We start from the raw sequence: 23,628 nt of genomic DNA on the forward strand, positions 1-23,628 counted from the left end.
ACCCCGACGGGAAGCGCCCGACTCAGGCGGTGATGTCCCCGACGGCGAGGACCACGGCCTCCACGGAGGCGAAACGTCCCCGGGGCAGCGTGCCCAGCAGCGACAGCACGTGCGACGGCGCCTCGTTCTCGCGCGCCACCCAGGTCAACTGCTCCGAGGTGAGCGGGAACACCGCGCCCTGAAGCGCCTGCTGCAGTGAGTGCGCCGGGGACACCACCGGGACCAACGGAACCGGCGAAGGCTCCACCTCCCGCAGTCCAAGTCCCAGGCGCTCGCGAGTCATGTCGTCGTTCATTGGCTGAGAAGTTAAGCAGCGAACCGCGCCGGCTGCTGGTCTTTTTTCGCCATCCGAAGGGAGTCAGGCAGGCGAGCGCCTCCCACCCACATCCCCCCGGGTGGCCGCTCCACGCCGGGCATCCCACCGTACCGCCAGGAAGTCCCCTTTCAGGCCCTGCTCGCGCGGGGGAGGAGCGACACCATGGCGAACAAGAAGCAGCAGGACCCGAAGCCCGTGAAGCACGTCCAGGCGACCCGGCCGGAGCCGTGGCCCGGCATCCAGGGGCGCTCGCAGGAGCATGAGGAGGAGCTGCCCACGGGCACGAAGCGCTCCGAGCAGGCGAGCGTCACCGACGCGCAGCGCAAGCTGGAGAAGGACGTGGAGTCGGACGAGCCGACGCGGGAGTAGCCAGGACCGCCCCTGCCCCCGTGCACGACGCACGGGGGCGAGGGGGTTGGGCCGGCGGCTCGACCGCTAGAACAGCAGACGCGTGGGGTGCTCGAGCAGGCCCTTCAGCTCGCGCAGGTACTCCGCGCCGGTGGCCCCGTCGATGACGCGGTGGTCACCCGACAGCGTCACCGTCATCACCTTGCGCACGACGACCTGTCCGTCGCGCGCCACGGCCTTCTCCGCCACCGCGCCCACCGCGAGGATGGCGGACTGGGGCGGGTTGATGACGGCGATGAACTGGTCGATGCCGTACATGCCCAGGTTGCTCACCGTGAGCGACCCGCCGGTGTACTCGGCGGGCTTCAGGGCGCGCTTGCGGGCGCGCTCCGCCATGTCGCGGGACTCGGCGGAGATGGTCTGCAGGCCCTTCAGGTCCGCGTCGCGGATGACGGGCGTGATGAGCCCGTCCTCGATGGCGACCGCGATGCCCACGTCCACGGTGCCGTAGTGCAGCACCTGGTCGCCCTGGAGCGACACGTTCATCTTCGGGGAGCGGCGCAGCGCGATGGCCGCCGCCTTCACGATGATGTCGTTGACGGACACCTTCACGTCCAGCGCCTTGGCCTCCTCGCGGATCTTCACCGCGGCCTCCATCTCCACCTCGACGGTGAGATAGAAGTGCGGCACGCCGGGCTTCACCTCCGACATGCGCTGGCCAATCACCTTGCGCATGGAGGACATGGGCACGGCCTGCGGCTCCGGACGGGTGCCGAAGGCGCGGACCTCGGGCTGCGCACCGGCCTTCTTCGCCGCGGGCGCCGCCTGCTGGACGGGAGCCTTCGCCAGGCCCTGGCCCAGCGCCTGCTCCACGTCGCGCTTCACCACGCGACCGAGCGGACCCGAGCCACGCACCTGCGCCAGGTCCAGCCCGCGCTCCTGCGCCATCTTCTTCGCCAGGGGGCTGGCGCGCAGCCGGCCTCCGCCTGAAGCCGGAGCGGCCTCGCGGCGCAGCGGAACGACCTGGGCCCCGGCGGGCGGAGCGGACGGAGCCGCAGCGGGAGCCTGGGACGCGGCCGGCTTGGACGCGGCGGGCGCGGCCGCCCCGGCCTTGGCACCCTTCGGGGTGAGGTACGCGATGGGCGCACCGACGTTGGCCAGGTCGCCTTCGCCCACGACGATGCGCGCGAGCGTGCCGTCGTCGTACGCCTCCACCTCGAGGTTGGACTTGTCCGTCTCCACCTCGGCGATGGCGTCACCGGAGGAGACCTTGTCGCCCTCCTTCTTGAGCCACTTGACGATCTTCCCCTCCTTCATCGTCGGGGAGAGCGAGGGCATCAGGATGGCGAGCCCCTCCCCCGCGCCGGACGCGGCGGGGGCCTGCTCCGGAGCCTTCGCGGGCGGGGCCGCGGGCTTCGGGGCTTCAGCCTTGGGGGCTTCGGACTTCGGAGCTTCGGTCTTCGCGGGAGCGGCCGCGGCGGGCGCTCCGCCGGAGACCTTCTCGCCCTTGGCGCCGAGGTAGCCGATGGGGGCTCCCACCGTCGCGACCTCGCCTTCGGGCACGGAGATCTGCAGCAGGTAGCCGTCGTCGTACGCCTCCACCTCGAGGTTGGACTTGTCCGTCTCCACCTCGGCGATGGCGTCTCCGGAGGAGATCTTGTCTCCCACCTTCTTCAGCCACTTGATGATCTTCCCCTCCTTCATCGTCGGGGACAGGCTGGGCATCTGGATGGGCGTCGCCATCGCTCAGGCTCCCTCGCGGTACAGGACCTTCTTGATGGCCGCGATGATCTTGGGCGCGTCCGGCTGGGTCGCGTTCTCCAGGTTCGCCGCATAGGACATGTTCACGTCGAGCCCGGTGACGCGCACCACGGGCGCGTCCAGCTCGTCGAACGCCTGGGACTGGATGAGGTCCACCACGGACGCGCCAATGCCAGCGAGCGCCCAGCCCTCCTCGCAGATGACGGCGCGGTTCGTCTTGCGCACGCTCTTGAGGATGGCCTCTTCATCCAGGGGCCGCAGGGTGCGCAGGTCCAGCACCTCCACGCTGATGCCTTCCTTCGCCAGGGCCTCCGCGGCCTCCATGCAGAAGTAGTACATCCGGCTCCAGGTGATGAGCGTGACGTCGGTGCCCTCACGCTTCACGTCCGCCACGCCCAGCGGGACGATGTGCTCGCCCTCCGGCACCTCGCCCTTGAGCGCGTAGAGCCGCTCGCCCTCGAACATGATGACCGGGTTCTCGTCCCGGATGGCGCTCTTGAGCATGCCCTTGGCGTCCGCCGGGGTCGCAGGCGCAATCACCTTCAGGCCGGGGAAGTGCGCGTAGTTGGCCTCCAGCGACTGGCTGTGCTGGCTGGACAGCCGGCCACCCGCGCCGCCCGGGCCGCGGAACACGATGGGGCATCGCAGCTGGCCGCCGCTCATGTGGCGCAGCTTGGCCGCGTTGTTGACGATCTGGTCCATCGCCAGGATGGCGAAGTTCCAGGTCATCATCTCCACCACCGGGCGCAGGCCCACGGCGGCGGCGCCCACGCTCAGGCCGGTGAAGCCCAGCTCGCTGATGGGCGCATCGATGATGCGCGCGCTGCCAAACTTGTCCAGCAGGCCCTGGGACACCTTGAAGGCGCCGTTGTAGCGACCTACCTCCTCGCCAATGAGGAACACATTGGCGTCGCGCTCCATCTCCTCGGCGAGCGCCTGGTTCAACGCTTCGCGATACATCAACTCGGGCATCGTCGGCTCCGAACTCGAACTCGAAAGGGTTGTGCCTGGGGGAAGGACCGAGCGCTAGCGGCTCAGGCCCGCCTTCTTGTCAGCCGCCTCGGCCTCTGCGCGGGGCTCCAGGTCCCACGTCACCTTCAGCTCCTGGCCCGTGGGGTACTTCGGCCAGTTGGTGACCTTCACGCCCAGCACGCGCTCGCGCGGGCGCACGTCCTCCTCACCCGGCTCCACGATGGTGTCGCGCCACAGCTCTTCCACGCTGGGCTCGGGCGACTCGTCGGCGAACTTCACCGCCGCGTCCACCGTGCGCTTCTCCTCCTCCTCGATGGCCTCGAAGTCCGCGTCCGACAGCCCCAGCTTCTGCTTCAGCGCGTACTCGCGCAGCTTGGGGATGGGGTCGTTGCGGCGCTCGTCCTCCACCTCCTGCTTGCTGCGGTAGGTGGCCGGGTCCGCCATCGAGTGGCCACGGAAGCGGTACGTGTTCGCCTCCATCAGCACCGGGCCCTTGCCCGCGCGGCAGTACTCCGCCGCGTCCTTCACCGCCTCGTACATCTTGAGGACGTCCATGCCGTCCACGGCCTCGCCCCGCATGCCGTACGCGGAGGCGCGCTTGTGGATCTCCGGCACCGCCGACGTGCGCGCGATGGCCGTGCCCATGCCGTAGCGGTTGTTCTCGCAGATGTAGATGACCGGCAGCTTCCACTTCTGCGCCATGTTGAAGGTTTCGTGGAACGCGCCCTGGTTCGCGGCCGCGTCGCCGAAGAAGCACACCGTGACGCGGTCCTCGTTGCGGTAGCGCGCCGCGAAGGCCATGCCGGCCGCGAGCGGAATCTGCCCGCCGACGATGCCGTAGCCCCCGTAGAAGTGGTGCTCGATGTCGAAGATGTGCATCGAGCCGCCCTTGCCCTTGCTGTAGCCGGAGCCCCGGCCGAACAGCTCCGCCATGATCATCCCGGCGTCGCTGCCACGGGCGAGCGGCTGCCCGTGGTCGCGGTAGGCGGACAGCATGTAGTCATCCGGACGGATGGCCTCGTTGCACCCGACCGCCACGGCTTCCTGGCCAATGTACAGATGGCAGAAACCGGCGATCTTCCCCAGCGTGTACTGCTGGCCCGCGCGCTCTTCGAAGCGACGCAGGAGGTACATCTTCCGGTACATCTTCAACAACAGGTCCTTCGAGTACGCGCTGGCCACCGCGGCATGCCTCCGTCTGGGCCGCCCCTGTGGACCCGAGGGGGAAGGGCGGCGACGCCGTGCGCCTCTTAGCGCGCGGCCAAGGGACTTCCAAAGCCTTTCAGAACTGCTCTCCGCCACGCCTTCCTTTCAGGCGCGGTGCGTCACGTCCTCCAGTGCGAAATGTGGCACTGACACGATGCCGTCCCGCAGCTCCACGGCCCGGCCCGAGTGGTCCGTGGCCAGGTGGATGACCGTCGCCTCCGGGAAGCGGTGCCGGTAGTCATTGGCATGGGTGGGCTCGTTGTCGAACGCGGCCACCACCGTGCCCATGCGCCCCAGGCGGGCGTGCGCCTCGCGCTTGAAGGCGTCGTCGTCCTCCGCGAGCGTGGGCTTCATCATCAGGTGCACGCGGCCGGCCTCGCCGGGGGGTGTCACCATCCCGCAGCGCGCCAGGCACGCCTCCGTGCCCTCGCGCATGCCCTCGTGGCGCCCGGTGAGGTACACGACCTGCGCGCCCGTGGCGGCCACCGCCTGAAGGAAGGCCCCTGCCCCTTCGATGGCCTCGTCGGAGACGCAGTAGGCGCTGGTGAAGAAGCGCTCCTGCCAGAAGGCGCGCGCGTCGGGGAACAGGCGCTCCACGTCCGCATCGCCCAGGCCGCACGCGCGCATGGCGGCGCGCATGTCCCAGCCCGTCTCCCAGTGGTGGGGTTCACAGGCGGACAGCAGGCCCAGCGACCGCGCGTCGCCGTACTCCCGCAGGATGCGCGCCTGACGGGGGCGGTTGTCAAAGAGGGTGGAGTCCAGGTCGAACGCGAGGACCGCCTGGGGGCCGAGCGAGCGGGCCCTCGTCAGGATGCCCTGGAGCGTGTCGCGCCAGTCCGGCCGCACGCGTTGCTTGAGGTCTTCAAAAGCCATGGACGCCGGAAGATACATGCCCCCGGCGCGGGGCTGCCCATCAAATCACGCGCCCGCGCGCCAGGCGGCCGGCTGGATGGGCACGGACCCTGCGGGCTCCGGTGCGGCCGCGGGCTGCGGGAAGTTCTGCATGCGCTGGATGCCGTTCCTGTCCAGCACCAGCCGGACCCGCTGCGCGGACTCCTTGCGCGTCCCCGCCTCCATCACCGTGAAGCGGAACACCAGGTCCACCGGGTAGCGCTTCGCGCCCCGGATGTGCCCCACGGAGAAGTCCTCCAGGTCCACGTACTCCAGCGCGAACTCCGGCTCGTCCATGTCGCGCAGGAAGCGCCCCACGTTGAGGCGCAGGATGTCCGTGACGCCGGTGAGCCCGCGCTCCGAGCGGGGCAGCAGGCGCGCGTCCAGCACGATGCGCTTCTGGTAGCGGATGACCGCCTCCGACAGCTCCCCCTGGGACACGGTGAGGAAGTCGTCGTGCAGCCGCAGCGCGGACACCCCAGCGGGCACCTTCACCGCGGGGCCGTAGTCCACCCGCTCCTCGCAGATGCCGATGGCGCGCGCCGTGACGGGGTCCACCAGGTCCGTGGTGCGGTCGTACAGGTGCGTGGCGGCGAAGCGGCTGAACATGCGCCGCAGGCCTTCCTTGATGCGGTCCTTCATCATGTAGCCGACGACGGCCACCAGGAAGAAGTTGAGGCTCACCTGCGTGAAGCGCACCTGCGCCCAGAGCGCCACCGACGTGGCGAAGGCCATGGCCACGCCCGCGGCGATGGCGAACAGCACCTCCTCCCAGCCCTGGCGGCGCTGGCGCCGGCGCGAGGACAGGAAGAGCACGTTCATGCAGAACTTCTTCAGGAAGCCCAGCCGCTGCATGTACTCCTCGTTGTCCCCGGTGGGACTGAGGACGCTGCGCAGCCGGTGCTCCTTGCGGTAGGACTCCTCGCGCAGCACCGCCTCCATCAGCCCCTTGCGCAGCGGCAGCCACGGCCCCGAGCGCGGCAGCGCGTCCATGTCCGCCACCGCGCGGCGGAAGAACTGCTCCACCAGCAGGCTGACGTACTCGTCCACGAGCCGCAGCGACGCGCGCGTCTTCTCCTGGAGCTTCGCCTCGCCCGTCGCGCGCAGCCACGCGCGGAAGCGCTCCAGCACCGCCGGCACGCTCTCCCCCGCCGAGCGCACCACCGTCTCCAGGTCCGCGCGGCCCGCGTCGCCGGCCTTCGGCTCGCAGCGCAGCTCCACCGTGGTGGCGAACCTCCGCAGCGCGCCCCGCAGCACGCACGAGAGCAGCTTCGCCTGGTAGACGACGTCCGACTCCGGCGCGAGCCCCGTGCGCATCCACGCCTCCAGCTTCAGCAGCGGCGAGCCCTCCGACGCGAGGATCTCCGACAGCCCCATCACCGGCGTCTTGAAGCGCACGTAGTTGTGGATGTCCGCGTAGAAGTCCGCGCGCGGGTACGTCTCCGCGTCGATGTTCAGGCTCGACGGCAGGAAGAGGTAGGCCTCCACGAGGTAGCGCGTCTCATCAGCGCCCGTCGGCTGGTACTCGAGCTTGATCTCGAACTGCTTGCGGTCGTGGACGTCGAACCGGCTGTGGAGCGCTTCAGGGGCCTGGGACACGAACGCAACTCTATGTCACAGGCCTGTCACACGGGAGCCACCCTGGACGAAGGGAGGGTGTTGGACCCCTAACCGTTGGTCCCCGTACGAGAGGATGACCCCGGCAGGGCCCCGGGGATGACATCCCCCACGGGCAGCGGCGCGGCCTTCGGCTGGGGCTTCGCGTTCCACACCCGCGAGGCCAGCACCAGGCCCACCAGGGCCAGGGGCAGCATGGCCAGGGGCCAGGGGCGCCAGTTGGCCGGGTCCTTCATCGCGTCGCCCGTGGGCAGGATGCGCCCGTACACCAGGGCGTGGATGGCCGTGCCCGCGTACACCGCGCCGTCGATGATGCCCACCACCACGCCCGCGTTCTTCTTGCCGCCGAAGTCCATGGTGGCCGTGCCGGACAGCATGCCGTGCACGCCGATGACGCACAGGGACATGAACACCACGGACCAGCCCGCGCCCTGGGTGCCCAGCAGGAACACCGCGCCCACGGCGCCCACCAGCAGGCCCGCGTAGAGCACCGTGGACACGGGCCCGCGGCGCGAGTCGAAGATGCGGTCGCTGATGACGCCCGCGAACATGCCGCCCAGGATGCCCGCGACGCACGACAGCATGCCCCAGTTGGACGCGACGAAGCCGCCCGACTCGCCCACCGCCTTGGCGTACTTGGGGAACCACTGCATCACCGCGTTGCGCAGGAAGCCGCTGCAGAACTCCACGCCCAGGATGATGAGGATGATGCGGTTGGAGAGCAGCTTCTTGAAGAGCTCTGGCACGGACGGCGCGGGGCCGGTGTCACCGCTGGACGCATCCTGCGTGTCGAAGTCCGGGTGACCCGTCTGGCCCGGCGTGTCGCGGATGACGAACGAGTCCAGCACGAGGAAGACCACGAGCAGCCCCGCGGGGATGAAGAACACCCACCACACGGGCGCCGCGTCCGCGATGAAGCGGCACCAGTCGAAGGCGAAGTACAGGCCCAGCGAGATGAGGATGCCGAACACGCCGCCCAGCTGCCCGCGCTCGCGCACGTGGAACCACGACGCGTTCACCTTGACGATGGAGACCGCGCCGAAGCTCTGGAAGTACATGTTGACGCTGTAGAGGGCCGCGAGCCACGCGACGATGCCGCCCGGGGGCGCCCAGCCGTTCTTCAGCACCGCGTAGACGAGTCCGCCCATCGCCACGTTCGCCACCGCGGAGCCGCCCGCGGACAGCAGGATGGTGAAGCGGCCGCCCAGCTTGTCCGTCAGCGGGCCGTTGAGGAGGAAGGCCACGCCGTACGTGAGCGTCCCCCAGAAGAAGATGGTGGCGAAGTCCGCGTTGGACGTCTGCTGGCCCATGGCGGTGGTCGCCACGTTGAGGTTGTAGCGCCCCATGTAGAGGAACGCGTACGTGAGCCCCAGCGGGAACCAGTTGAAGAAGCGGCGACGGCGGAACGCCTCGCTGTGCCCCAGCTCCACGCGCGGCAGCCGCGAGAGCACCAGGCCAATGGCCCCGAGCAGGATGACGATGGGCAACAGCTGGGTCAGCCACGGGGGCAACGACGGCATGCGACGAACCTCACCTGGACGGGGAACGGGACGGGCAGCACCCTACCCCGTCCCTCCGCGCCCCGGAAACTGCAAGCCGCGCCGGCCTTTCACCCCAGACGGGCGAGCAGCCGCGTCAGGGACACCTCCGTCTTCGCATCCGCGATGTCCCCCTTGCGGCACGCCTCCAGCACCGCCTGCACCGGCCGCCACTGCAGGAAGATGCCCTCCTCCAGGGGAGAGCCGTCGCCCTCCACTTCGCCCTGCGTGACGCCCGTGACGTCCACCGCGGCCGGGAAGACCTTCTCCGACAGGATGCCCGGCGCGAGGAAGAACGCGCCGCCCAGCAGCTGGATGTCCTCCGGCTTCACCGCGTAGCCCGCCTCCTCCTTCACCTCCTCCGCCGCGCGGCGGCGCAGCCCCTCCTCGCCCTTGTCGGACGGCTCCAGCAGGCCCGCGACGATCTCCTCCACGCGCAGGTAGCTCACCGGGTCCGGCACCGTCATGGACGACGTCTGCTCGCGTCGGAAGTACGCCGCCGGGCGCAGGTTCATCCGCGTCAAAACCTCCACGCCGCCATCTGACGCACGGCGGTAGACGAGCACGGACACCGCGTCCAACCGGGGGCGGTCCACCACGTCCACCCGGTACACCGACGAGGACGTGCCGTCCTGCCGCCGGTTGCGGCACCGCAGACGCCGCACCCGAAGGAAACCCTCGTCACAACGCGCCGTGGCGGAGAAATCCTCGATGATCTCGATGTCAGTCACATTGGAACTGCTGGGACGCATGTCTGCCTGCTCTCCTGCTGCACTGGTAGGTAGAGGTGCCACGGTGGCGTTGCTTGCCCGTGCACCCTTGATCCCGTAGGTTGCGCCGTCCTCAAGTCGTCACTCTCTTGAATCACGGATCCGCCACGAATGTGTCGCGCACTGCTCGGCCTCTTCTGTGCCTGCGCCCTGGCCCTCGCCTCGTGCATGCCTGTCCTGGAAGGCCAGGATTACCACCTCGAGGGTCAGGAGGTGCGGCTTACCCTCCTTCATACCTCTGACATCCACTCGCGGCTCATCCCGTATGACTTCACGCCGCTGAAGACGGACCAGGACCTGGAGCTCATCCCGGAGGCCGGTCCGTTCGGTGGCGCCACGCGCATCGCGTCCATCCTCAAGAGGGAGCGCAAGCGCGGCGACCGCATCCTGCACCTGGACTCGGGTGACTGCTTCCAGGGCGCGCCCATCTTCAACGTGAACACGGGCGAGGCGGAGTTCCGCTTCCTGTCCGAGCAGCACCTGGACGCCGCCGTGGTGGGCAACCACGAGTTCGACGCCGGCGCGCTCAACTTCGTCAAGAAGGCGCGCGACTTCGCCAACTTCCCGCTCCTGGCCGCCAACTACCAGTGGGACGACCCGAAGGCCCCGGGCAACAACGGCGCGGGCCTGATCACCAACCCGTACACCATCAAGGTCATCAAGGGCCTGCGGGTGGGCATCATCGGCATGGCCAACATCTCCTCGCTCAACTCCATCGTGGAGGGCGGCAACAGCCTGCAGGCGACGCCGCTGGAGCAGAACGAGGTCGCGCGCTCCTACGTGGAGCTGCTGCGCCCGGTGACGGACCTCATCGTCGTCGTCAGCCACCTGGGCCTCACCGAGGACCAGGACCTCATCCAGGGCTACGAGGCCTATTACGAGTACGGCCGCGCGAAGGCGTTCGTGGAGCGCTCGCACGACGCGTGGAAGGTGCTGGAGTGGTTCGGCCCGGTGGGCGACGACAAGTCGGTGGTGCGCGTGCACATCGCGGGCGTCAACGGCCTGGACGTGGTGCTGGGCGGCCACCTGCACGTGGTGCTCAACCCCCCGCAGCTCGTCAGCGACCCCAGCGGCCGCAAGGTCGTGCTGTCCCACTCCGGCGCGTTCGCCAAGTACGTGGGTCGCCTGGAGCTGGTCGTGAAGATGCCCCAGCAGCTGGGCGAGAACGAGGGCGCGGAGGTGGTCAGCCAGGACTACCACGCGTTCCCGGTGGACGGCCTCTGGTGCAACGAGGTGATGCGCAAGTACCGCTTCGACGACGCCATCTTCTGGGACCCGGGGGAGTTCATCCAGGCCCCGGGCGTGCGCGAGGCCATCGAGGAGTGCCGCCGGCAGGAGGACCCGCAGACGACCGACCTGCTGGTGCCGTACATGCTGGGCATGGACTTCAAGCTCCAGCTGACGTCCATCTTCTCCTACGCGCCCATCGACGTGCAGCGCCGCAACAACTCCAACGGCGGTGACTCGCCCCTGGGGAACATCGCGGCGGACTCCATGCGCAAGCGCAACCGCGTGGAAGCGGAGATGGCGCTCACCAACTCGCTGGGCATCCGCGACAACCTCTACGCGGGCGTCGTGACGCAGGAGTCGATGTTCAACGTGTTCCCGTTCGAGAACACCATCAACATCATGTACCTGTCCGGCGTGGAGATGCAGGAGATGTTCGACTTCGTCACCGAGCGCTCCGCCGAGCGCGGGTGCGTGAGCCAGGCGCAGATCTCCGGCGCCCGCTTCACCATGGACTGCGCCCAGGTGCAGCTCAACGACCTGCGCATCGCCTGCACCCCGGCCACCGCGCAGCAGGACTGCCCGCAGACGGGCCGCGAGGGCCACGCGCCGTGGCAGTGCCTTGAGGACGCCAGCGGTTCGCGCTGCTGGGCGCACCCCGGCATCGACATCCAGATCAACGGCAAGCCGCTGGACACCAACGGCACCTACAAGGTCGCGGTGAACGACTACATCGCCAAGGGCGGCTCCGGCTTCACGGTGCTCAAGCGCAACACGACGCGCATCGAGACCAACATCAGCCTGCGCGACTCGCTCATCGGCTACATGCAGGGCTTCTGCACCTGCGATGACCTGCTGAAGGGCAAGGAGACGTCCAGCAACGGCACGCGCTGCGGCTCGCTCATCGACGGCACGTGGACGGTGGACGAAAAGACGCTGGGCGCCTGCGCGGTGTCCAAGACCTTCGAGGACGCCCTCAACAAGAAGGTGAAGACCTCCGACGGCGCGGAAGGCAGCTGCACCTGCGGCTCGCTGCTCAAGATGCCGGCGGACGAGAACGGGCAGCGCGAGCGGCTCAGCAGCTGCGGCGTGCCGGACCTGACGCGGGAGGCCATGCAGGCCCAGTGCGCGGTGCCCCCGGGCCCGTCCACCGGCCGGTGCACCTGCCGCGACCTTCTGTCCGGTACCAACCCGACCTGCGGCACCGTGACGACCCAGCTTCGCTCCTTCTGTGAGAAGCCCACTTCCATGCCCATCGCGAACGCCATCGAGGATGGCCGCATCGGGCGGAGGGTGAAGTAATGAAAAGACTCCTGCTGCTGTCCACGCTGGCCCTGGCGGCCGGCTGTTACACGAAGGAATCCGAGACGCCCAACGGACTCTCCTCGTTCCGCGTGGAGGTGACGACGCTGACCGTCGGTGACGGCTCCGGCGCGCTGCTGCCCGTGGTGAACGCGTGCGCCGCGAAGTACGGCAACGACCAGGCCGCGGTGCCCCCCGCGGTGCGCGGCACGACGGAGTGCCCCTACACCCTGCCCCGCACGGACGTGGACATCGGGCTGTCCATCACCGCGGTGGACGGCAACGGCGGGGAGATGACGTCCTTCAACGGACCGGTCTCCTTCCGCGTCGTGCCGGGTGACATCACCGGCGACTACAGCAAGCGCTGGGCGAACCTCACCAACGGCAAGGGCACCGGCAGCGTGCGCGTGGCCCACCTGTACGGCGAGACGCACGTCTGGGTGCAGGACGAGCCCTTCGAGCTGGACTACGCGGATGGCGGCGTCGTGGGGGACCTGACCCAGGTGCCTGCGGAGCCCGCCACGCGCACGTTCGCGACGGGCCTGTCCACGCCCATCCGCTTCTCGGAGCCCGGAATCTCCACCCTCCAGCTGCCGGAGTCGGGCTTCGAGACGAGCGTCTTCATCAAGCAGTTCCTGCGCATCGGGCGCAACCCGGAGGCCGGCGAGCCGCTGGTGCAGAACTGCGACCCGTCGGATCCGAACAACGGCCAGCAGATGAAGCTGCTCGTCACGGGCACGGACTCCAGCGGCTTCTACGTCACGGACATGACCGCCTGCCGCGTGCTGGAGAAGAGCCTCGCGGGCGCGAACATCCAGACGCCGGAGCCGGACGGCTTCAACCCGGGCCGCTTCAACAGCGTCTACATCTACAACTACCAGTTCCCGGAAGGCCTGGACGCGGGCGACCTCATCTGGACGCTCTCCGGCACGGTGGCGGAGTTCACCAACACCACGCAGCTGAGCTTCCCCGCCTGGACCCTGCGGGAGAACGTGCGCCTGCTGCCGCAGAGCGAGTGGAACAAGTACCTGTCCCAGGTGCCGCCGGTGGAGATCAACGGCCGGCTGTGCGGCTACAGCGGGTCGCCGTACCTGGACGACCTCCTGTGCGGCTACAGCTACAAGAACTTCAAGATGGAGAGCCTGGAGTCGTCGCTCGTGAAGCTGCGCCGGGTGAAGTTCCCGCGCGTGTTCAAGAACTGCGACGCCAACGGCAACAACGACATGCCCATGTTCTGCCCGTCCGGCAGCGGCGCGGCGCGCACCTGGAAGAACTGCTTCGAGGAGCCGGCGGATGATCCGGACCTCCCGGAGCGCCAGTGCGTCATCGACTGCACGCTGGGCATCGGGCAGTTCGCCGGCACCATCTGCGCGGAGAAGACGACGTACACGAACTTCGGCCAGTTCGTGGTGGAGATGAACGCCACGGGCCCCGCCGCCGCCGGCCTGGACGACTCCGTCGCCGCGCGCATCACCAAGGTCTCCGTGGGCACCACGTCGCTCACCCGTGCCCAGCCCCAGGGCGCGCGGATCAACCTCTACTGCGACCAGCCGGTGCACGTGCGCTTTGGCGAAGAGGGCGTGAGCGTGGACCAGACGGGCACCCTCGTCGCGGCCAACACCCGGTTCGAGTACACCCTGCAGGGCAACGAGACGCAGGTCGCGCTCGTGCGCGATGCCGCGGCCACCCGCAACGCCGCCTGTCAGCTGGCGCCGGACTCGCGCTCGCGCATCAGCCTGCAGATCAAGGACGCGGTGCCGGACCTGAACCCGGACTGCAGCGAGACCGACGCCGACGCGGCGAAGGCGCTCCAGTGCAAGCAGCTGCACGCGGCCACCTTCGACGTCGTGGGCCACCTGAAGCACGTGGGCCCCGCGCGCCCCCGGTGGAACGTGTTGCCTCGCGACCAGGACGACCTCTGCTGCTACCCCGGGCCCGGCCTGGAGTGCCCGAAGCCCATCAAGCCGTGCCCGTAGTCATTCTTTCTTAAAAGTCGCATCGCGCCCCGGTGGATTCCGGGGCGCAGGGAGGAGCGGTCTCCCCCGGACCGCTTCCTGGAGGGACATTGAAAACGTTGCAGACGCTGGCCCTGACGGGCCTGACCGCTCTTTCCGCGCCCGCATGGGCCGGGGACTTCGTGGATACCCGTTTGTCGTTCGTCTTCGCGGACGACAACGTGCTTGCGGGCGCGGGTGAAACCACGCCCAACAGCCCCAACGCGCGCTTTGGCGCGGGAAACCAGAACACGCAGTTCTACGACAACTTCAACACCAAGTTCTCCGGCTTCGAGTCGCTGTCGAACGTGGTGCTCTACAAGCGCATGCCGGCGTTCTTCGAGGGCCTCACCACCGAGGCGGCCCTCACGCTGCTGGTGCTGGAGCGGCCTTCGGGCGGCGTCGACATCCTCGACAACTCCAGCTACGTGCGCCTGAACTACCAGCCGCCGGGCTGGGGTGAGAAGGAAGGCCTGTCGCTCACCGGCTTCCCGGTGTCCGCGGACCGCTTCCGTCTGGGGTACGCGTACCGCATCTCCTGGGGCGGCAGCCCCATCTTCACCAACCGCGCCACCGCGGCGGGCGTGCCGGGCGCCAAGCTCCAGCTCACCCGCGACCGCTGGTACGCGTACCTCGGCGGCAAGACGGCGCTGGTGCTCAACGACCTCGTGCTGGAGCAGGAGACGCTCTACGGCGTGATGGGCGGCGCGGGCTGGGACATCCTGGAGACGCTGCGCGTGGAGGCCGGCGGCGGCTTCTTCCAGAAGGGCATCGTCCCGGGCCTGGCCAACCAGGGCATCGAGGCGAACGTCAACTCCGCGGGCGTGTCCGGGCAGATCGTCTACCACGTGGGCGTACCGGTGGGCACGAGCGTGGACTTCCGGCTCTACAAGAACGACCCGGAAATCTACCAGCGCTTCTTCGCGCCGGAGCAGTACCCGGGCGGCCTGTCCTACTCCGTGTCGCTGGAGGGCAGCTACCTGACGCAGACGCTGGAGGATCCGGACACCTTCGGCGCCACCAAGCCGCAGGGCGCGACAGCCGCGGCGCTGCAGGGGCGCGCGAAGTACAACCTGTGGCGCTTCAACGTGCTGGCGCTCTACCGCAGCCTGTCCTTCATCCAGTTCGACGTGCCGGGCCTCCCGCCGTTCAAGGACTTCCCGACGGGCACGGAGCTGAAGCCGGAGATGTTCGTCGCGGTGGGCGCGGACTACCACCTGCCCGCGCTGCACGTGACGCCGGGCATCATCCTGGGCATCCAGCAGCCGGCCTCCTTCCGCAGCCCGGATCCGTCGCTCGGCGGCAGCAACCCGCCCATCGGCCTCACGGGCACGCGCACGGTGGTGGTGCGTGACGCCAACCAGCTGAGCATCCTGCCCGCCGAGTGCGGCGGCAGCGATCGCTGCGACGCGCAGCCCATCATCTCCGCGAAGGCCACGTTCCGCTGGGACCTGTCCGAGTCCGTGGCCGCGGTGGGCGAGGTCTACTACACGTACGACACCAACCGGACCACGTTCGAGGACGACGTGACGGGCGTCGCGCAGCCGAACTTCGAGAAGCCGCACGCGCTGGGCTTCAACACGCTCCTGCAGGCTCGCTTCTAGTCGCCGTCTCGGTCTTCGCAGTGCGTGGGGCCCGCCGTGCGGTACGGCGGGCCCTTCGTGTTTCCTGGGGCCGGCTGCGCCTTCAGGAAGCGGACGTCATGCGGACCACTTCGTCGAACGCGGTGAGGCCCTGCGCCAGCTTGCGCACGGCGGCCTCGCGCAGGGTGCGCATGCCGCTCTTGCGCGCCGCCTTCACCAGCTCCGAGTGGGGCGCGTCGTTGGCGATGAGCTCCCGCACCTCGTGCGTGGTGGAGACGATCTCGAAGACGCCGGTGCGGCCCGAGTAGCCGGTGCCCCGGCAGCGCACGCACCCCGCGCCCTTCATCAGCCGCACCCCGCCCGGCAGCAGCGGCAGGGGCGCCTGGAGGGCCTGCAACTCGTCCGACGTCAGCACCGCCTCTTCCGCGCAGTGGACGCAGACGCGGCGCAGGAGGCGCTGGGCCATGACGCCCAGCAGGCTCTGCGCCAGCAGGAAGGCCGGCACGCCCAGGTCCTTCATGCGCGCCACCGCGCCCAGCGCGTCGTTGGTGTGCAGCGTGGAGAGCACCAGGTGGCCGGTGAGCGCGGCCTGGAGCGCGTTCTCCGCCGTCTCCGCGTCGCGGATCTCACCCACCATGATGACGTCCGGATCCTGGCGCAGGATGTGGCGCAGGGCTCCGGCGAAATCCAGGCCCACCTTGGGCTGCACCTGCACCTGGTTGAAGGCGTCCCACACCATCTCGATGGGGTCTTCAATCGTGGTGACGTTGACGTCCGGGCCCGCCACCGCCTTGAGCGCGGAGTAGAGCGTCGTCGTCTTGCCGCTGCCCGTGGGGCCCGTCACCAGGATGAGGCCGTGGGGTTGATCAATCCACGACTCGAAGTGGCCCTTCTCGTCCGGTTCGAAGCCCAGCTGGGCGATGTCCTGCACCAGCGTCTCCGGGTCGAAGATGCGGATGACCACCTTCTCGCCGAAGGCGGTGGGCAGCGTGGAGACGCGCAGCTCCACCTCGCGGCCGTCGCGCTCCGTCTTGATGCGGCCGTCCTGGGGGCGGCGCTTTTCGGAGATGTCGATGCGCGACAGCATCTTCACGCGCGACACGATGGGCGCGTGCACCTGCGCGGGCAACGTGTAGACGGGGTGCAGCACCCCGTCGATGCGCAGCCGCACCACGCTGGTGGCGCGCTTGGGTTCGACGTGGATGTCCGACGCGCGGTTGTCGAACGCGTAGCGCAGCAGGTAGTCCACGGCCTGCACCACCGGCCTGTCGGACGCCTCCAGCTCCTGGGTGCCGCTGAGCGACACCAGTTGCTCGAAGTTGCCCATCTGCGTCTGCGCGCCGCCGAAGTCGTCCGCGGCGCGCGCCAGCGTCTTCTTGAAGCCGTAGATGTCCGCGATGGACTTGAGGATGTCCGTCTTCGCCGACAGCACCGGCTCCACCGGTTCGCCGGTGAGCCGGTGGAAGCTCTCGAAGAGCTCGCGGTCGAAGGGGTTGGCCACCGCCACGCGCAGCCGGCCCTGTTCGGTGCGCTCCAGGGGCAGCAGCACGTGCTTCTGCGCGTAGGGCCGCGACACGGTGCGCGTGGCCAGCGCCATGTCCATCTTCAGCGGATCCAACTTCCGGTACTCCAGCCCCGCCGCGCGCGCGGCCGCCTCCGTCACGCGGTCCTCGTCCAGCACGCCCCGCCCGCCCGGCGCGGGAATCTGGAAGGCCGCGATGACCTCCACGGGCGAGACGTCGTAGCGGACCGCGTCCTTGCCCGCCCCACCCTGCTGCTTGAGGACGCGGGCCCGGGCCGCGGGCTCGCGCGCCAGCACCTCCTGCGCCTGCTGCGGGGTGAGCAGGCGCTGGGCCACCATCGCCTCCAGCAGGAAGGCGACGGTGAAGTCAGCGCTGCTCCGGGACGGGGTGTTGCCTCCGGGGGGTGCCGCCTGGGTCAACCGTTCCTCCTTCTGCGGGTGGCCAGGAGCAACAGCCCGAGCCCCGCGAGGAATGCCGCGGCGGACGCGGGCGCGCCCTGGCAACCACAGCCATCCGGCCCCGACGTGCCGCCCGTCCCGCCATCGGTGGGCGGGGGCGGAGGCTGCGTCCCGCCGTCGCTGCAGAGCGCGCAGGTGCCGCCGTCCGTCTTCGCGAACGGATCGTAGCACCGGCCGGCGCTGTCACACGCGAGGCCGTTGGGGCAGTCCTGGCTGTTGCGGCAGTTGGCCAGACAGGCCTTCCCTTCCTCGAAGGGCACGCACTGGAGCGGCGAGGAGCAGGTGCCGTCCTCGCAGTCGCGGAAGCAGAAGCGCTGGCCGCCCGAGCCCGCGGAGCGGCAGGTGTTGCCCGGGGCGCAGGTGCAGGTGGAGACCGAACAGGACTCCGCGCACACGCCCTGCGGATTGCCATTGAGCTTCAGGCACTGCTGGTTGGTGCCGCATTCGGTCGTCTGCGTGCAGGGCTCGCCCACGGTGCGGGTGCCGGCCTGCTGGGTGATGCAGGCGTGGTCGCAGGTGCGGCACGCGTAGGACGTCCCGCACTGGGCGTTGCTCGCGCAGTCCGCCACGCACACGTTGCCTTCGGGCAGCGGGGTGCAGGAGTAGCCGGAGCGACAGTCGCCCGTGCCCGCGCGGCACGTGTCGAGACAGCGCTTGCCGATGGAGCCCACCGTCGCGCACGTGGAGCCCAGCGGGCAGTCCGCGTTCGCCGTGCAGGACTCCGTGCAGTAGCCGCCCTTCCAGGGCGGAAAGCCGGTCGTCTGGTCGGCCTCGGTGAGGCAGCGGGAGTTGGCCGCGCCGCACTCGGTCGCGCTGGCGCAGGGGCTGCCCACCTGGGTGTCCTCGCCCACGGGGGCCGGCAGACACGCGAACTGGGAGCCGGACACCACCGCCGAGGCCCGGCACTGGTAGGGCGCGGGGCACGCACCGGGTACGCCGTCCGGGCACGCCTTGGTGCAGATCTTCACCGCCTTGCCGCTGGTGGTGTTCTGGGTGGACGCGCAGGTCAATCCGCTGCCGCAGGCGGTGGTGTCACAGGGCGAGCCCACCGCGCCCGTCTGGGGATAGCGCTGGCACAACGCGCCCCGGTCGTAGGCGGACAGCGTGCGCCGCTGCAGGCCCGGCTCCTGCACGAAGTACATGACGGACTCCCAGACGGAGTCGCCGGTGTCGCCCAGGCCCAGGCAGTGGCCAATCTCACGCGTCACCGTCGTCTGCAGGTCGTAGAAGCCCGCGGGCGTCGTGTCCGCGGTGGTGAAGCGGTTGCTCACGGCGTTGAGGAAGATGTCGCACTGGTAGACGTAGCCGCCGTTCGTGAGCGGCACCGCCTGCGACACGCTGTTGCCGTGGTTGAGCACGTCCGAGTACGCCGGATCCGCGGCGTCCGTCACCCAGATGGCCGCCACGTTGAAGCGATCCAACCGGTCTCTCACGTCCGCGATGGGCGCGGTGGTGGAGCGACCCTTGTACGTGAAGGCGGGCCAGGCGCAGGCCACGTCCTGCCAGGCCTTGAACGCGGCCTGCACCGCGGTCTCCACGCGCGCCAGGTCATTGTCGCCGGGCCGGCCGTTGCGCGCGTCCAGGTAGTACTCGAACGGGTCCTGGCTGTTGTTGAGCACCCAGTGGTCCAGGTACTGGTAGTCCGCCGGGCCCTGCGCAGCCGCGGTCGCGGCCAGTGCCAGCAATCCGAGCAGGAAGCCACTCCGCTGCAACCCACGATTCATCACCCGCACCTCTTCGCGTCACGTCGCGCGGGCGCCGGCCTGGCACCCGGAGCGTCACCGGGCGGACAGTCTAACCGCGAACCGCCCGGACGGTGGCATCCACCAGCGCCTCGGGCGTGGGGCGCTCCGCGATGGCGGCGACGTCGAGCCCGAGCTGCGCGAGCGCCGTCGCCGTCGTGGGGCCGATGGCCACCACCTTCGCCGAGGCCAGGGGCTCGCGGCCCGCGCCCTCCAGGAAGGCCTCCGCGGTGCGCGGTGACGCGAAGAGCACCACCTGGGGCGGCGCTTCGGACAGGTGCGCCAGGGCCTCGGGCGGCAGGGGCGCGGGGGTGGAGCGGTAGGCCGTCACGCGCGTGACGCGCACGCCCAGGTCGCGCAGGCCGTCCTCCAGCTCGCGCCGGCCTTCTTCCGCCGACGGCAGCAGCACGTCGTCGTCAGGACCGAGCAGGTCGCGCAGCGCGGTGAACAGCGCCGCCCCGGTGCCCTCCGCGGGCTCGGCGGCCACCGTCAGGCCAAAGGCCTCCACCGTCCTCGCGGTGCGCGGCCCCACCGCGGCCAGCTTCACGCGCGACAGCCGGTCCAACGTGCCCGCGAGCCGCAGGGCCTCCAGGAACGCCTCCACGGCGGAGGGGCTCGCGAACACCACCCAGTGGTAGCGCTGCACGTGCTCGGCCGCGGACGCGAGCGGCCGGGGGTCCTCCGGGGGCCGCAGCTCCAGGAGCGGAAGGCTGAAGACCTCCGCGCCTTCGTCCTCCAGCAGGAAGCACAGCTCCTCGGCGCGCTCTCGCGGGCGCGTCACCAACACTCGGATGCCATCCAGTCGCCGGTCCACGGGCCGGCACTCTAGGCGCGGGACGCGTCGTCGCGGCGGCCGAAATCACGCAGGATGTCGCCTGCCCCGCGCGACAGCAGCTCCTCCGCGAGCGCTTCGCCCAGCCGCTCCGCCTCCGGAACCGGGCCCTTCACCTCGCCCCGCACCACCCGGGTGCCGTCGGGCCGGCCGACGAGCCCGCGCAGGTGGACCTGTCCATCCACCACCGTGGCGTGGCCCGCCAGGGGCACCGTGCAGCCGCCCTCCAGCTTCGCCAGGAAGGCGCGCTCGGCCCGCACCGCGCCGCGCGTGGTGAGGTCCTCCAGGGGGGCGAGCAGCGCGCGCACGTCCGCGTCCGCGCCCCGGCACTGGATGGCCAGCACGCCCTGCCCCACCGCGGGCAGGCTGTCCGCCACCGGCACGATCTCCGTGATGTGGTGCTCCAGGCCCAACCGCTTGAGCCCCGCCGCGGCGAGCATCGCGCCCGCGAGCTTCAGGTCGCGCGTCTTCTGCAGCCGCGTCTGCACGTTGCCGCGCAGCGAGATGATCTCCAGGTCCGGACGGCGCGCGCGCAGGATGCAGCTGCGGCGCAGCGACGACGTGCCGACCTTGGCCCCCGGCGGGAGCCGCGCCAGCGTGTAGCCCTCCGGGCTGCAGAACGCGTCGCGCGGATCCTCGCGCGCCGGCACCGCGGCCAATATCAACCCGTCCGGGAACACCGACGTCATGTCCTTGAGGCTGTGCACCGCCACGTCCGCGCGGCCGTCGAGCAATGCCTGCTCAATCTCCTTCACGAACAGGCCCTTGCCCCCCACGGCGGACAGCGGCGCGGACAGGAAGCGGTCGCCCTCGGTGGTCATCTCCACCAGCGACACCTCCAGGCCCGGGTTGCGCTCCATGAGCAGCGCCGCCACGTGGCGCGCCTGCCAGAGCGCCAGCGGACTCTGCCGCGTCGCGATGCGCACGGCCTTCATCGCCGACTCCCATTGGCCGCCACGTTTGACGCCACATCCGCACCGGGCGCGGGCTCCGGCTCCGGCGCGATGGCGGCGGCCTCTTCCTCGCTCAGACCGAACAGCTCCGCGGCGGCGCCGGCCAGACGGTTGCCTTCACCCTGCGGCCCCACGGCGCGCAGCCGCGCGGTGGGCTCGTGCAGGAGCTTGTTCACGATGGCGCGTCCCATGGCCTCGATGCTCTTGCGTTGCTTGTCGGTGAGCCCGTCGCCCAGGCCCAGCAGCGTGCGCTCCACCTCCGCGCGGGCAATCCCTTCCGCGCGCTGACGCAGGCGGGCCAGCACCGGCATGCCGTCGCGCAGCGCACGCTCGCGGGCGAAGCGCGCCACCTCCTGCGCCACCAGCCCGCCCGCCTTGTGCGCCTCTTCCGCGCGCGCGGCGGCGTTGTCCGCGACGAACTTCTGGATGTCATCCACGTCGTACGCATGCACCCAGTCCAGCGTGCCCACCGCCGGGTCGATGTCTCGCGGCACCGCCAGGTCCACCATGAACAGCGGCCGGCCCCGGCGCCCCTTGCCCAGCGCTCCCACGTTGTCGCGGGTGAACAGCGGCACCGGCGACGCGGTGCTCGTCACCACCACGTCCGCGGACGCCAGCAGCGCGAAGAGGTCCTCGAAAGGCCGCGCGACGCCTCCCACCTCCGCCACCAGCGCCTCCGCGCGAGCGAGCGTGCGGTTGGTCACGATGAGCTTCCCGGCGCCCGCGTTCTTCAGGTGCCGCGCCGCCAGCTCGCCCATCTCGCCCGCGCCCACCACCAGCACCGTCTTGTCCTTGAGCCCGTCGAACACCTTGCTCGCGAGCTGCACCGCGGCGGACGCCATGGACGTGGCCGCGCGCCCCACCGCCGTCTCCGTGCGCACGCGCTTGGCGCAGCCGAACGCCGCCGCGCACGCACGCGTCAGTTCCCCGCGCACCGCGCCCGCGCCCTGGCCGCGCTCGAAGGCGTCCTTCACCTGGCCCAATATCTGCGCCTCGCCCAGCACCATCGAGTCCAGGCTGGAGGCCACGCGGAACAGGTGCACGAGCGCCGCCTCGCCCTGGTGCTCATACAGGTGCTCCAGCGCCTCCGTGCCGCCCAGTTCCTGCAGCGTCTCCCGCGCACGCTCCCGCGCCTGCTCCGCGCTGGGGGCCGCCAGGTACACCTCCACGCGGTTGCACGTGGACACCCAGAGCGCCTCCACCGGCGCCTGAGCCAGCCGCTGCAACACTTCCGTCTGCCGGGCTTCGGGCAATGCCAACCGCTCCCGGATGCCCAGGGGCGCGGTGCGGTGGGACACGCCGATACAGATGAATTCCATGGCTACGGCATCCCCGGGCCAGCGGCGGACAGATCGTAGGACGACAGGAAGGACACCAGCACCAGGCAGAAGCCCGCCATGGTGAGCAGTGCCACGCGCCGCCCGCGCCAGCCGGCGAAGATGCGCGCGTTGACGAGCGCCGCGAAGACGCCCCACGCGATGAACGTCGCCAGCTGCTTGGCGTCGAAGTTCCAGGCGATGCCCGGCACCGTGGTGACGAACAACGCCCCGGTCGCCAGGGTGAGCGACAGCGCGATGAAGCCCCACACCACCAGCCGCCGGTTGAGCGTGTCCAGGAACTCCAGCGAGGGCAGCCGGGCAAAGAGCAGCCCGAAGTGCTTGGTCTTCACCTGCCGCTCCATCAGCAGGTACATCACGCCCACCCCCGCCGCCACGCCAAAGGCCGTCATTCCCAGCAGCGCGATGGTGACATGCACCGGCAACAGCGGCTGACGCACCGCGGCCGGGAGCGGCGCCGGCCCGCCATGCAACAGCATGCCGACGAGCAGCACCGCCACCGCCAGGGGTGTGAGGAACGCGCCGATGACAGGCTTGCGGTAGCGCACATCCAACGCCAGGAAGAGCGCCAGCAGGAGGAAGGCGAAGGTGGACATGCCCTGCGCGGGCCCCACCAGCCGGCCGCCCTGCGCTCCCAGCAGCTCGATGAGGGCAACGCAATGCAGCAAGAGCCCCGTCCCCACGAGCACGCGCCCGGTGACGGCGAGCACCTGCGACTGGCGGACCAGGAAGGCGAGGTAGACGAGCGCGGCCAGCCCGTAGGCGTGGCAGGCGAGTGTGACGAGCGTGTGGCTCATGGCGGCAGGCTCATAACCACGGGCGAGGAGGCAATCAGCCCGTCCTCAACCCATTTTATCGAGAATGAAGGCCGCCAGCAGATCGGTCTCCGAGTTGGGCTTGCGCTCCGGAGAAGGAGCGCCCACTTCCGCCACATAGCCTGGAACGACCTCGTACGCGGAGTCCCCCACCAGGATGGAGTCGGCCATCTGTTCGGCCCCCAGCCGGGCGAGCTGTTCCTCCGTCTTCACCCGGGACACCAGCTGATGCGTGTCCTCGCCCGACACCAGCTGCAGGACGTGGACGGCGGGAGTGAGGGGCCAGTCGCCCCCTCCCTCGGCCACGACCAGCCGGCCTTCGCGCAGGTCTGCTTTGTCCGCCAGGGCCCACTCCTCGAGCTGCGCCTGGGACAGGAAGAGCTTCGTCACGCCCCCAGCCTACACCTGTCTCTTAATACACATCTGACGCTGCCGACGAACCC

General features: G+C 70.0%; 19 protein-coding genes. 4 read left to right on the forward strand and 15 right to left on the reverse strand.

The window, feature by feature from the left end; translation table 11 throughout:
• Positions 1-22: 22 nt before the first annotated feature.
• Positions 23-283 carry a DUF2795 domain-containing protein gene (locus tag D7V97_RS04780; protein WP_233582511.1) on the reverse strand — a complete coding sequence of 87 codons (261 nt, stop codon included), beginning with the start codon at positions 281-283 and terminating at the stop codon, positions 23-25.
• A gap of 195 nt (positions 284-478) precedes the next feature.
• Between D7V97_RS04780 and D7V97_RS04785 the strand changes: the two genes are divergently transcribed.
• Complete coding sequence (locus tag D7V97_RS04785) at positions 479-685, forward strand: hypothetical protein (RefSeq protein WP_120609396.1); 207 nt, start codon at positions 479-481, stop codon at positions 683-685.
• A 66-nt stretch (positions 686-751) separates the two neighbouring features.
• Here D7V97_RS04785 and D7V97_RS04790 read toward each other — a convergent pair whose 3' ends face one another.
• The 7 genes from D7V97_RS04790 to D7V97_RS04820 all read right to left on the reverse strand — a co-directional run bounded on the left by D7V97_RS04790 (position 752) and on the right by D7V97_RS04820 (position 9,401).
• Positions 752-2,407, reverse strand: coding sequence for a pyruvate dehydrogenase complex dihydrolipoamide acetyltransferase (locus D7V97_RS04790; protein ID WP_120609397.1), 1,656 nt, complete (start codon positions 2,405-2,407; stop codon positions 752-754).
• 3 nt (positions 2,408-2,410) lie between these two features.
• The gene (locus D7V97_RS04795; protein WP_120609398.1) at positions 2,411-3,397 is read right to left on the reverse strand and encodes a pyruvate dehydrogenase complex E1 component subunit beta; all 987 of its coding nucleotides are present in this window, start codon (positions 3,395-3,397) and stop codon (positions 2,411-2,413) included.
• Between the two features lie 54 nt (positions 3,398-3,451).
• Entirely contained in the window at positions 3,452-4,579 is a 1,128-nt protein-coding gene (gene pdhA, locus D7V97_RS04800) for a pyruvate dehydrogenase (acetyl-transferring) E1 component subunit alpha (protein WP_120609399.1), read from the reverse strand.
• A 129-nt stretch (positions 4,580-4,708) separates the two neighbouring features.
• Positions 4,709-5,476: a hypothetical protein gene (locus D7V97_RS04805; protein WP_120609415.1), complete on the reverse strand. Its 768-nt coding sequence runs from the start codon at positions 5,474-5,476 to the stop codon at positions 4,709-4,711.
• A gap of 45 nt (positions 5,477-5,521) precedes the next feature.
• Positions 5,522-7,093, reverse strand: a complete 1,572-nt coding sequence (locus D7V97_RS04810; protein WP_120609400.1) for a hypothetical protein — start codon at positions 7,091-7,093, stop codon at positions 5,522-5,524.
• Positions 7,094-7,161: 68 nt separating this feature from the next.
• Positions 7,162-8,631, reverse strand: a complete 1,470-nt coding sequence (locus D7V97_RS04815; RefSeq protein WP_120609401.1) for an MFS transporter — start codon at positions 8,629-8,631, stop codon at positions 7,162-7,164.
• Between the two features lie 89 nt (positions 8,632-8,720).
• The gene (locus tag D7V97_RS04820) at positions 8,721-9,401 is read right to left on the reverse strand and encodes an NUDIX hydrolase (RefSeq protein WP_120609402.1); all 681 of its coding nucleotides are present in this window, start codon (positions 9,399-9,401) and stop codon (positions 8,721-8,723) included.
• Positions 9,402-9,632: 231 nt separating this feature from the next.
• Here D7V97_RS04820 and D7V97_RS04825 point away from each other — a divergent pair, with 231 nt between their 5' ends.
• The 3 genes from D7V97_RS04825 to D7V97_RS04835 all read left to right on the forward strand — a co-directional run bounded on the left by D7V97_RS04825 (position 9,633) and on the right by D7V97_RS04835 (position 15,546).
• Positions 9,633-11,948: a bifunctional UDP-sugar hydrolase/5'-nucleotidase gene (locus D7V97_RS04825; RefSeq protein ID WP_233582512.1), complete on the forward strand. Its 2,316-nt coding sequence runs from the start codon at positions 9,633-9,635 to the stop codon at positions 11,946-11,948.
• Entirely contained in the window at positions 11,948-13,924 is a 1,977-nt protein-coding gene (locus D7V97_RS04830; RefSeq protein ID WP_120609404.1) for a hypothetical protein, read from the forward strand. The genes D7V97_RS04825 and D7V97_RS04830 overlap by 1 nt, the downstream gene beginning before the upstream one ends.
• An 89-nt stretch (positions 13,925-14,013) precedes the next feature.
• Positions 14,014-15,546, forward strand: coding sequence for a hypothetical protein (locus tag D7V97_RS04835; RefSeq protein ID WP_199728707.1), 1,533 nt, complete (start codon positions 14,014-14,016; stop codon positions 15,544-15,546).
• An 82-nt stretch (positions 15,547-15,628) separates the two neighbouring features.
• Here the strand turns inward: D7V97_RS04835 and D7V97_RS04840 are convergent, their stop codons facing one another.
• The 7 genes from D7V97_RS04840 to D7V97_RS04870 all read right to left on the reverse strand — a co-directional run bounded on the left by D7V97_RS04840 (position 15,629) and on the right by D7V97_RS04870 (position 23,575).
• Positions 15,629-17,386, reverse strand: coding sequence for a GspE/PulE family protein (locus tag D7V97_RS04840; RefSeq protein WP_233582514.1), 1,758 nt, complete (start codon positions 17,384-17,386; stop codon positions 15,629-15,631).
• Positions 17,387-17,463: 77 nt separating this feature from the next.
• Positions 17,464-19,230 carry an adhesin gene (locus D7V97_RS04845; RefSeq protein WP_147444686.1) on the reverse strand — a complete coding sequence of 589 codons (1,767 nt, stop codon included), beginning with the start codon at positions 19,228-19,230 and terminating at the stop codon, positions 17,464-17,466.
• Between the two features lie 70 nt (positions 19,231-19,300).
• Positions 19,301-20,062, reverse strand: a complete 762-nt coding sequence (locus D7V97_RS04850; protein WP_120609408.1) for a uroporphyrinogen-III synthase — start codon at positions 20,060-20,062, stop codon at positions 19,301-19,303.
• Positions 20,063-20,073: 11 nt separating this feature from the next.
• Entirely contained in the window at positions 20,074-21,015 is a 942-nt protein-coding gene (hemC, locus tag D7V97_RS04855; protein WP_120609409.1) for a hydroxymethylbilane synthase, read from the reverse strand.
• Positions 21,012-22,352 (reverse strand): glutamyl-tRNA reductase, encoded by a 1,341-nt coding sequence (gene hemA, locus D7V97_RS04860; protein ID WP_233582513.1) that lies wholly within the window; start codon positions 22,350-22,352, stop codon positions 21,012-21,014. The genes hemC and hemA overlap by 4 nt, the downstream gene beginning before the upstream one ends.
• 2 nt (positions 22,353-22,354) lie before the next feature.
• The gene (locus tag D7V97_RS04865) at positions 22,355-23,167 is read right to left on the reverse strand and encodes an inner membrane protein YpjD (RefSeq protein WP_120609410.1); all 813 of its coding nucleotides are present in this window, start codon (positions 23,165-23,167) and stop codon (positions 22,355-22,357) included.
• Between the two features lie 45 nt (positions 23,168-23,212).
• Positions 23,213-23,575 carry a hypothetical protein gene (locus D7V97_RS04870; protein WP_120609411.1) on the reverse strand — a complete coding sequence of 121 codons (363 nt, stop codon included), beginning with the start codon at positions 23,573-23,575 and terminating at the stop codon, positions 23,213-23,215.
• Between the last annotated feature and the right edge of the window lie 53 nt (positions 23,576-23,628).

Source organism: Corallococcus sp. CA053C (assembly GCF_003611675.1).
Taxonomy (GTDB): Bacteria; Myxococcota; Myxococcia; order Myxococcales; family Myxococcaceae; genus Corallococcus.

Coding starts and splice junctions, on each gene's coding strand:
- D7V97_RS04780 (WP_233582511.1), bottom strand. CDS start 283: ATGACTCGCGAGCGCCTGGGACTTGGACTGCGGGAGGTGGAGCCTTCG.
- D7V97_RS04785 (WP_120609396.1), top strand. CDS start 479: ATGGCGAACAAGAAGCAGCAGGACCCGAAGCCCGTGAAGCACGTCCAG.
- D7V97_RS04790 (WP_120609397.1), bottom strand. CDS start 2,407: ATGGCGACGCCCATCCAGATGCCCAGCCTGTCCCCGACGATGAAGGAG.
- D7V97_RS04795 (WP_120609398.1), bottom strand. CDS start 3,397: ATGCCCGAGTTGATGTATCGCGAAGCGTTGAACCAGGCGCTCGCCGAG.
- D7V97_RS04805 (WP_120609415.1), bottom strand. CDS start 5,476: ATGGCTTTTGAAGACCTCAAGCAACGCGTGCGGCCGGACTGGCGCGAC.
- D7V97_RS04815 (WP_120609401.1), bottom strand. CDS start 8,631: ATGCCGTCGTTGCCCCCGTGGCTGACCCAGCTGTTGCCCATCGTCATC.
- D7V97_RS04820 (WP_120609402.1), bottom strand. CDS start 9,401: ATGCGTCCCAGCAGTTCCAATGTGACTGACATCGAGATCATCGAGGAT.
- D7V97_RS04830 (WP_120609404.1), top strand. CDS start 11,948: ATGAAAAGACTCCTGCTGCTGTCCACGCTGGCCCTGGCGGCCGGCTGT.
- D7V97_RS04840 (WP_233582514.1), bottom strand. CDS start 17,386: ATGGTGGCCCAGCGCCTGCTCACCCCGCAGCAGGCGCAGGAGGTGCTG.
- D7V97_RS04845 (WP_147444686.1), bottom strand. CDS start 19,230: ATGAATCGTGGGTTGCAGCGGAGTGGCTTCCTGCTCGGATTGCTGGCA.
- hemC (WP_120609409.1), bottom strand. CDS start 21,015: ATGAAGGCCGTGCGCATCGCGACGCGGCAGAGTCCGCTGGCGCTCTGG.
- hemA (WP_233582513.1), bottom strand. CDS start 22,352: ATGGAATTCATCTGTATCGGCGTGTCCCACCGCACCGCGCCCCTGGGC.
- D7V97_RS04865 (WP_120609410.1), bottom strand. CDS start 23,167: ATGAGCCACACGCTCGTCACACTCGCCTGCCACGCCTACGGGCTGGCC.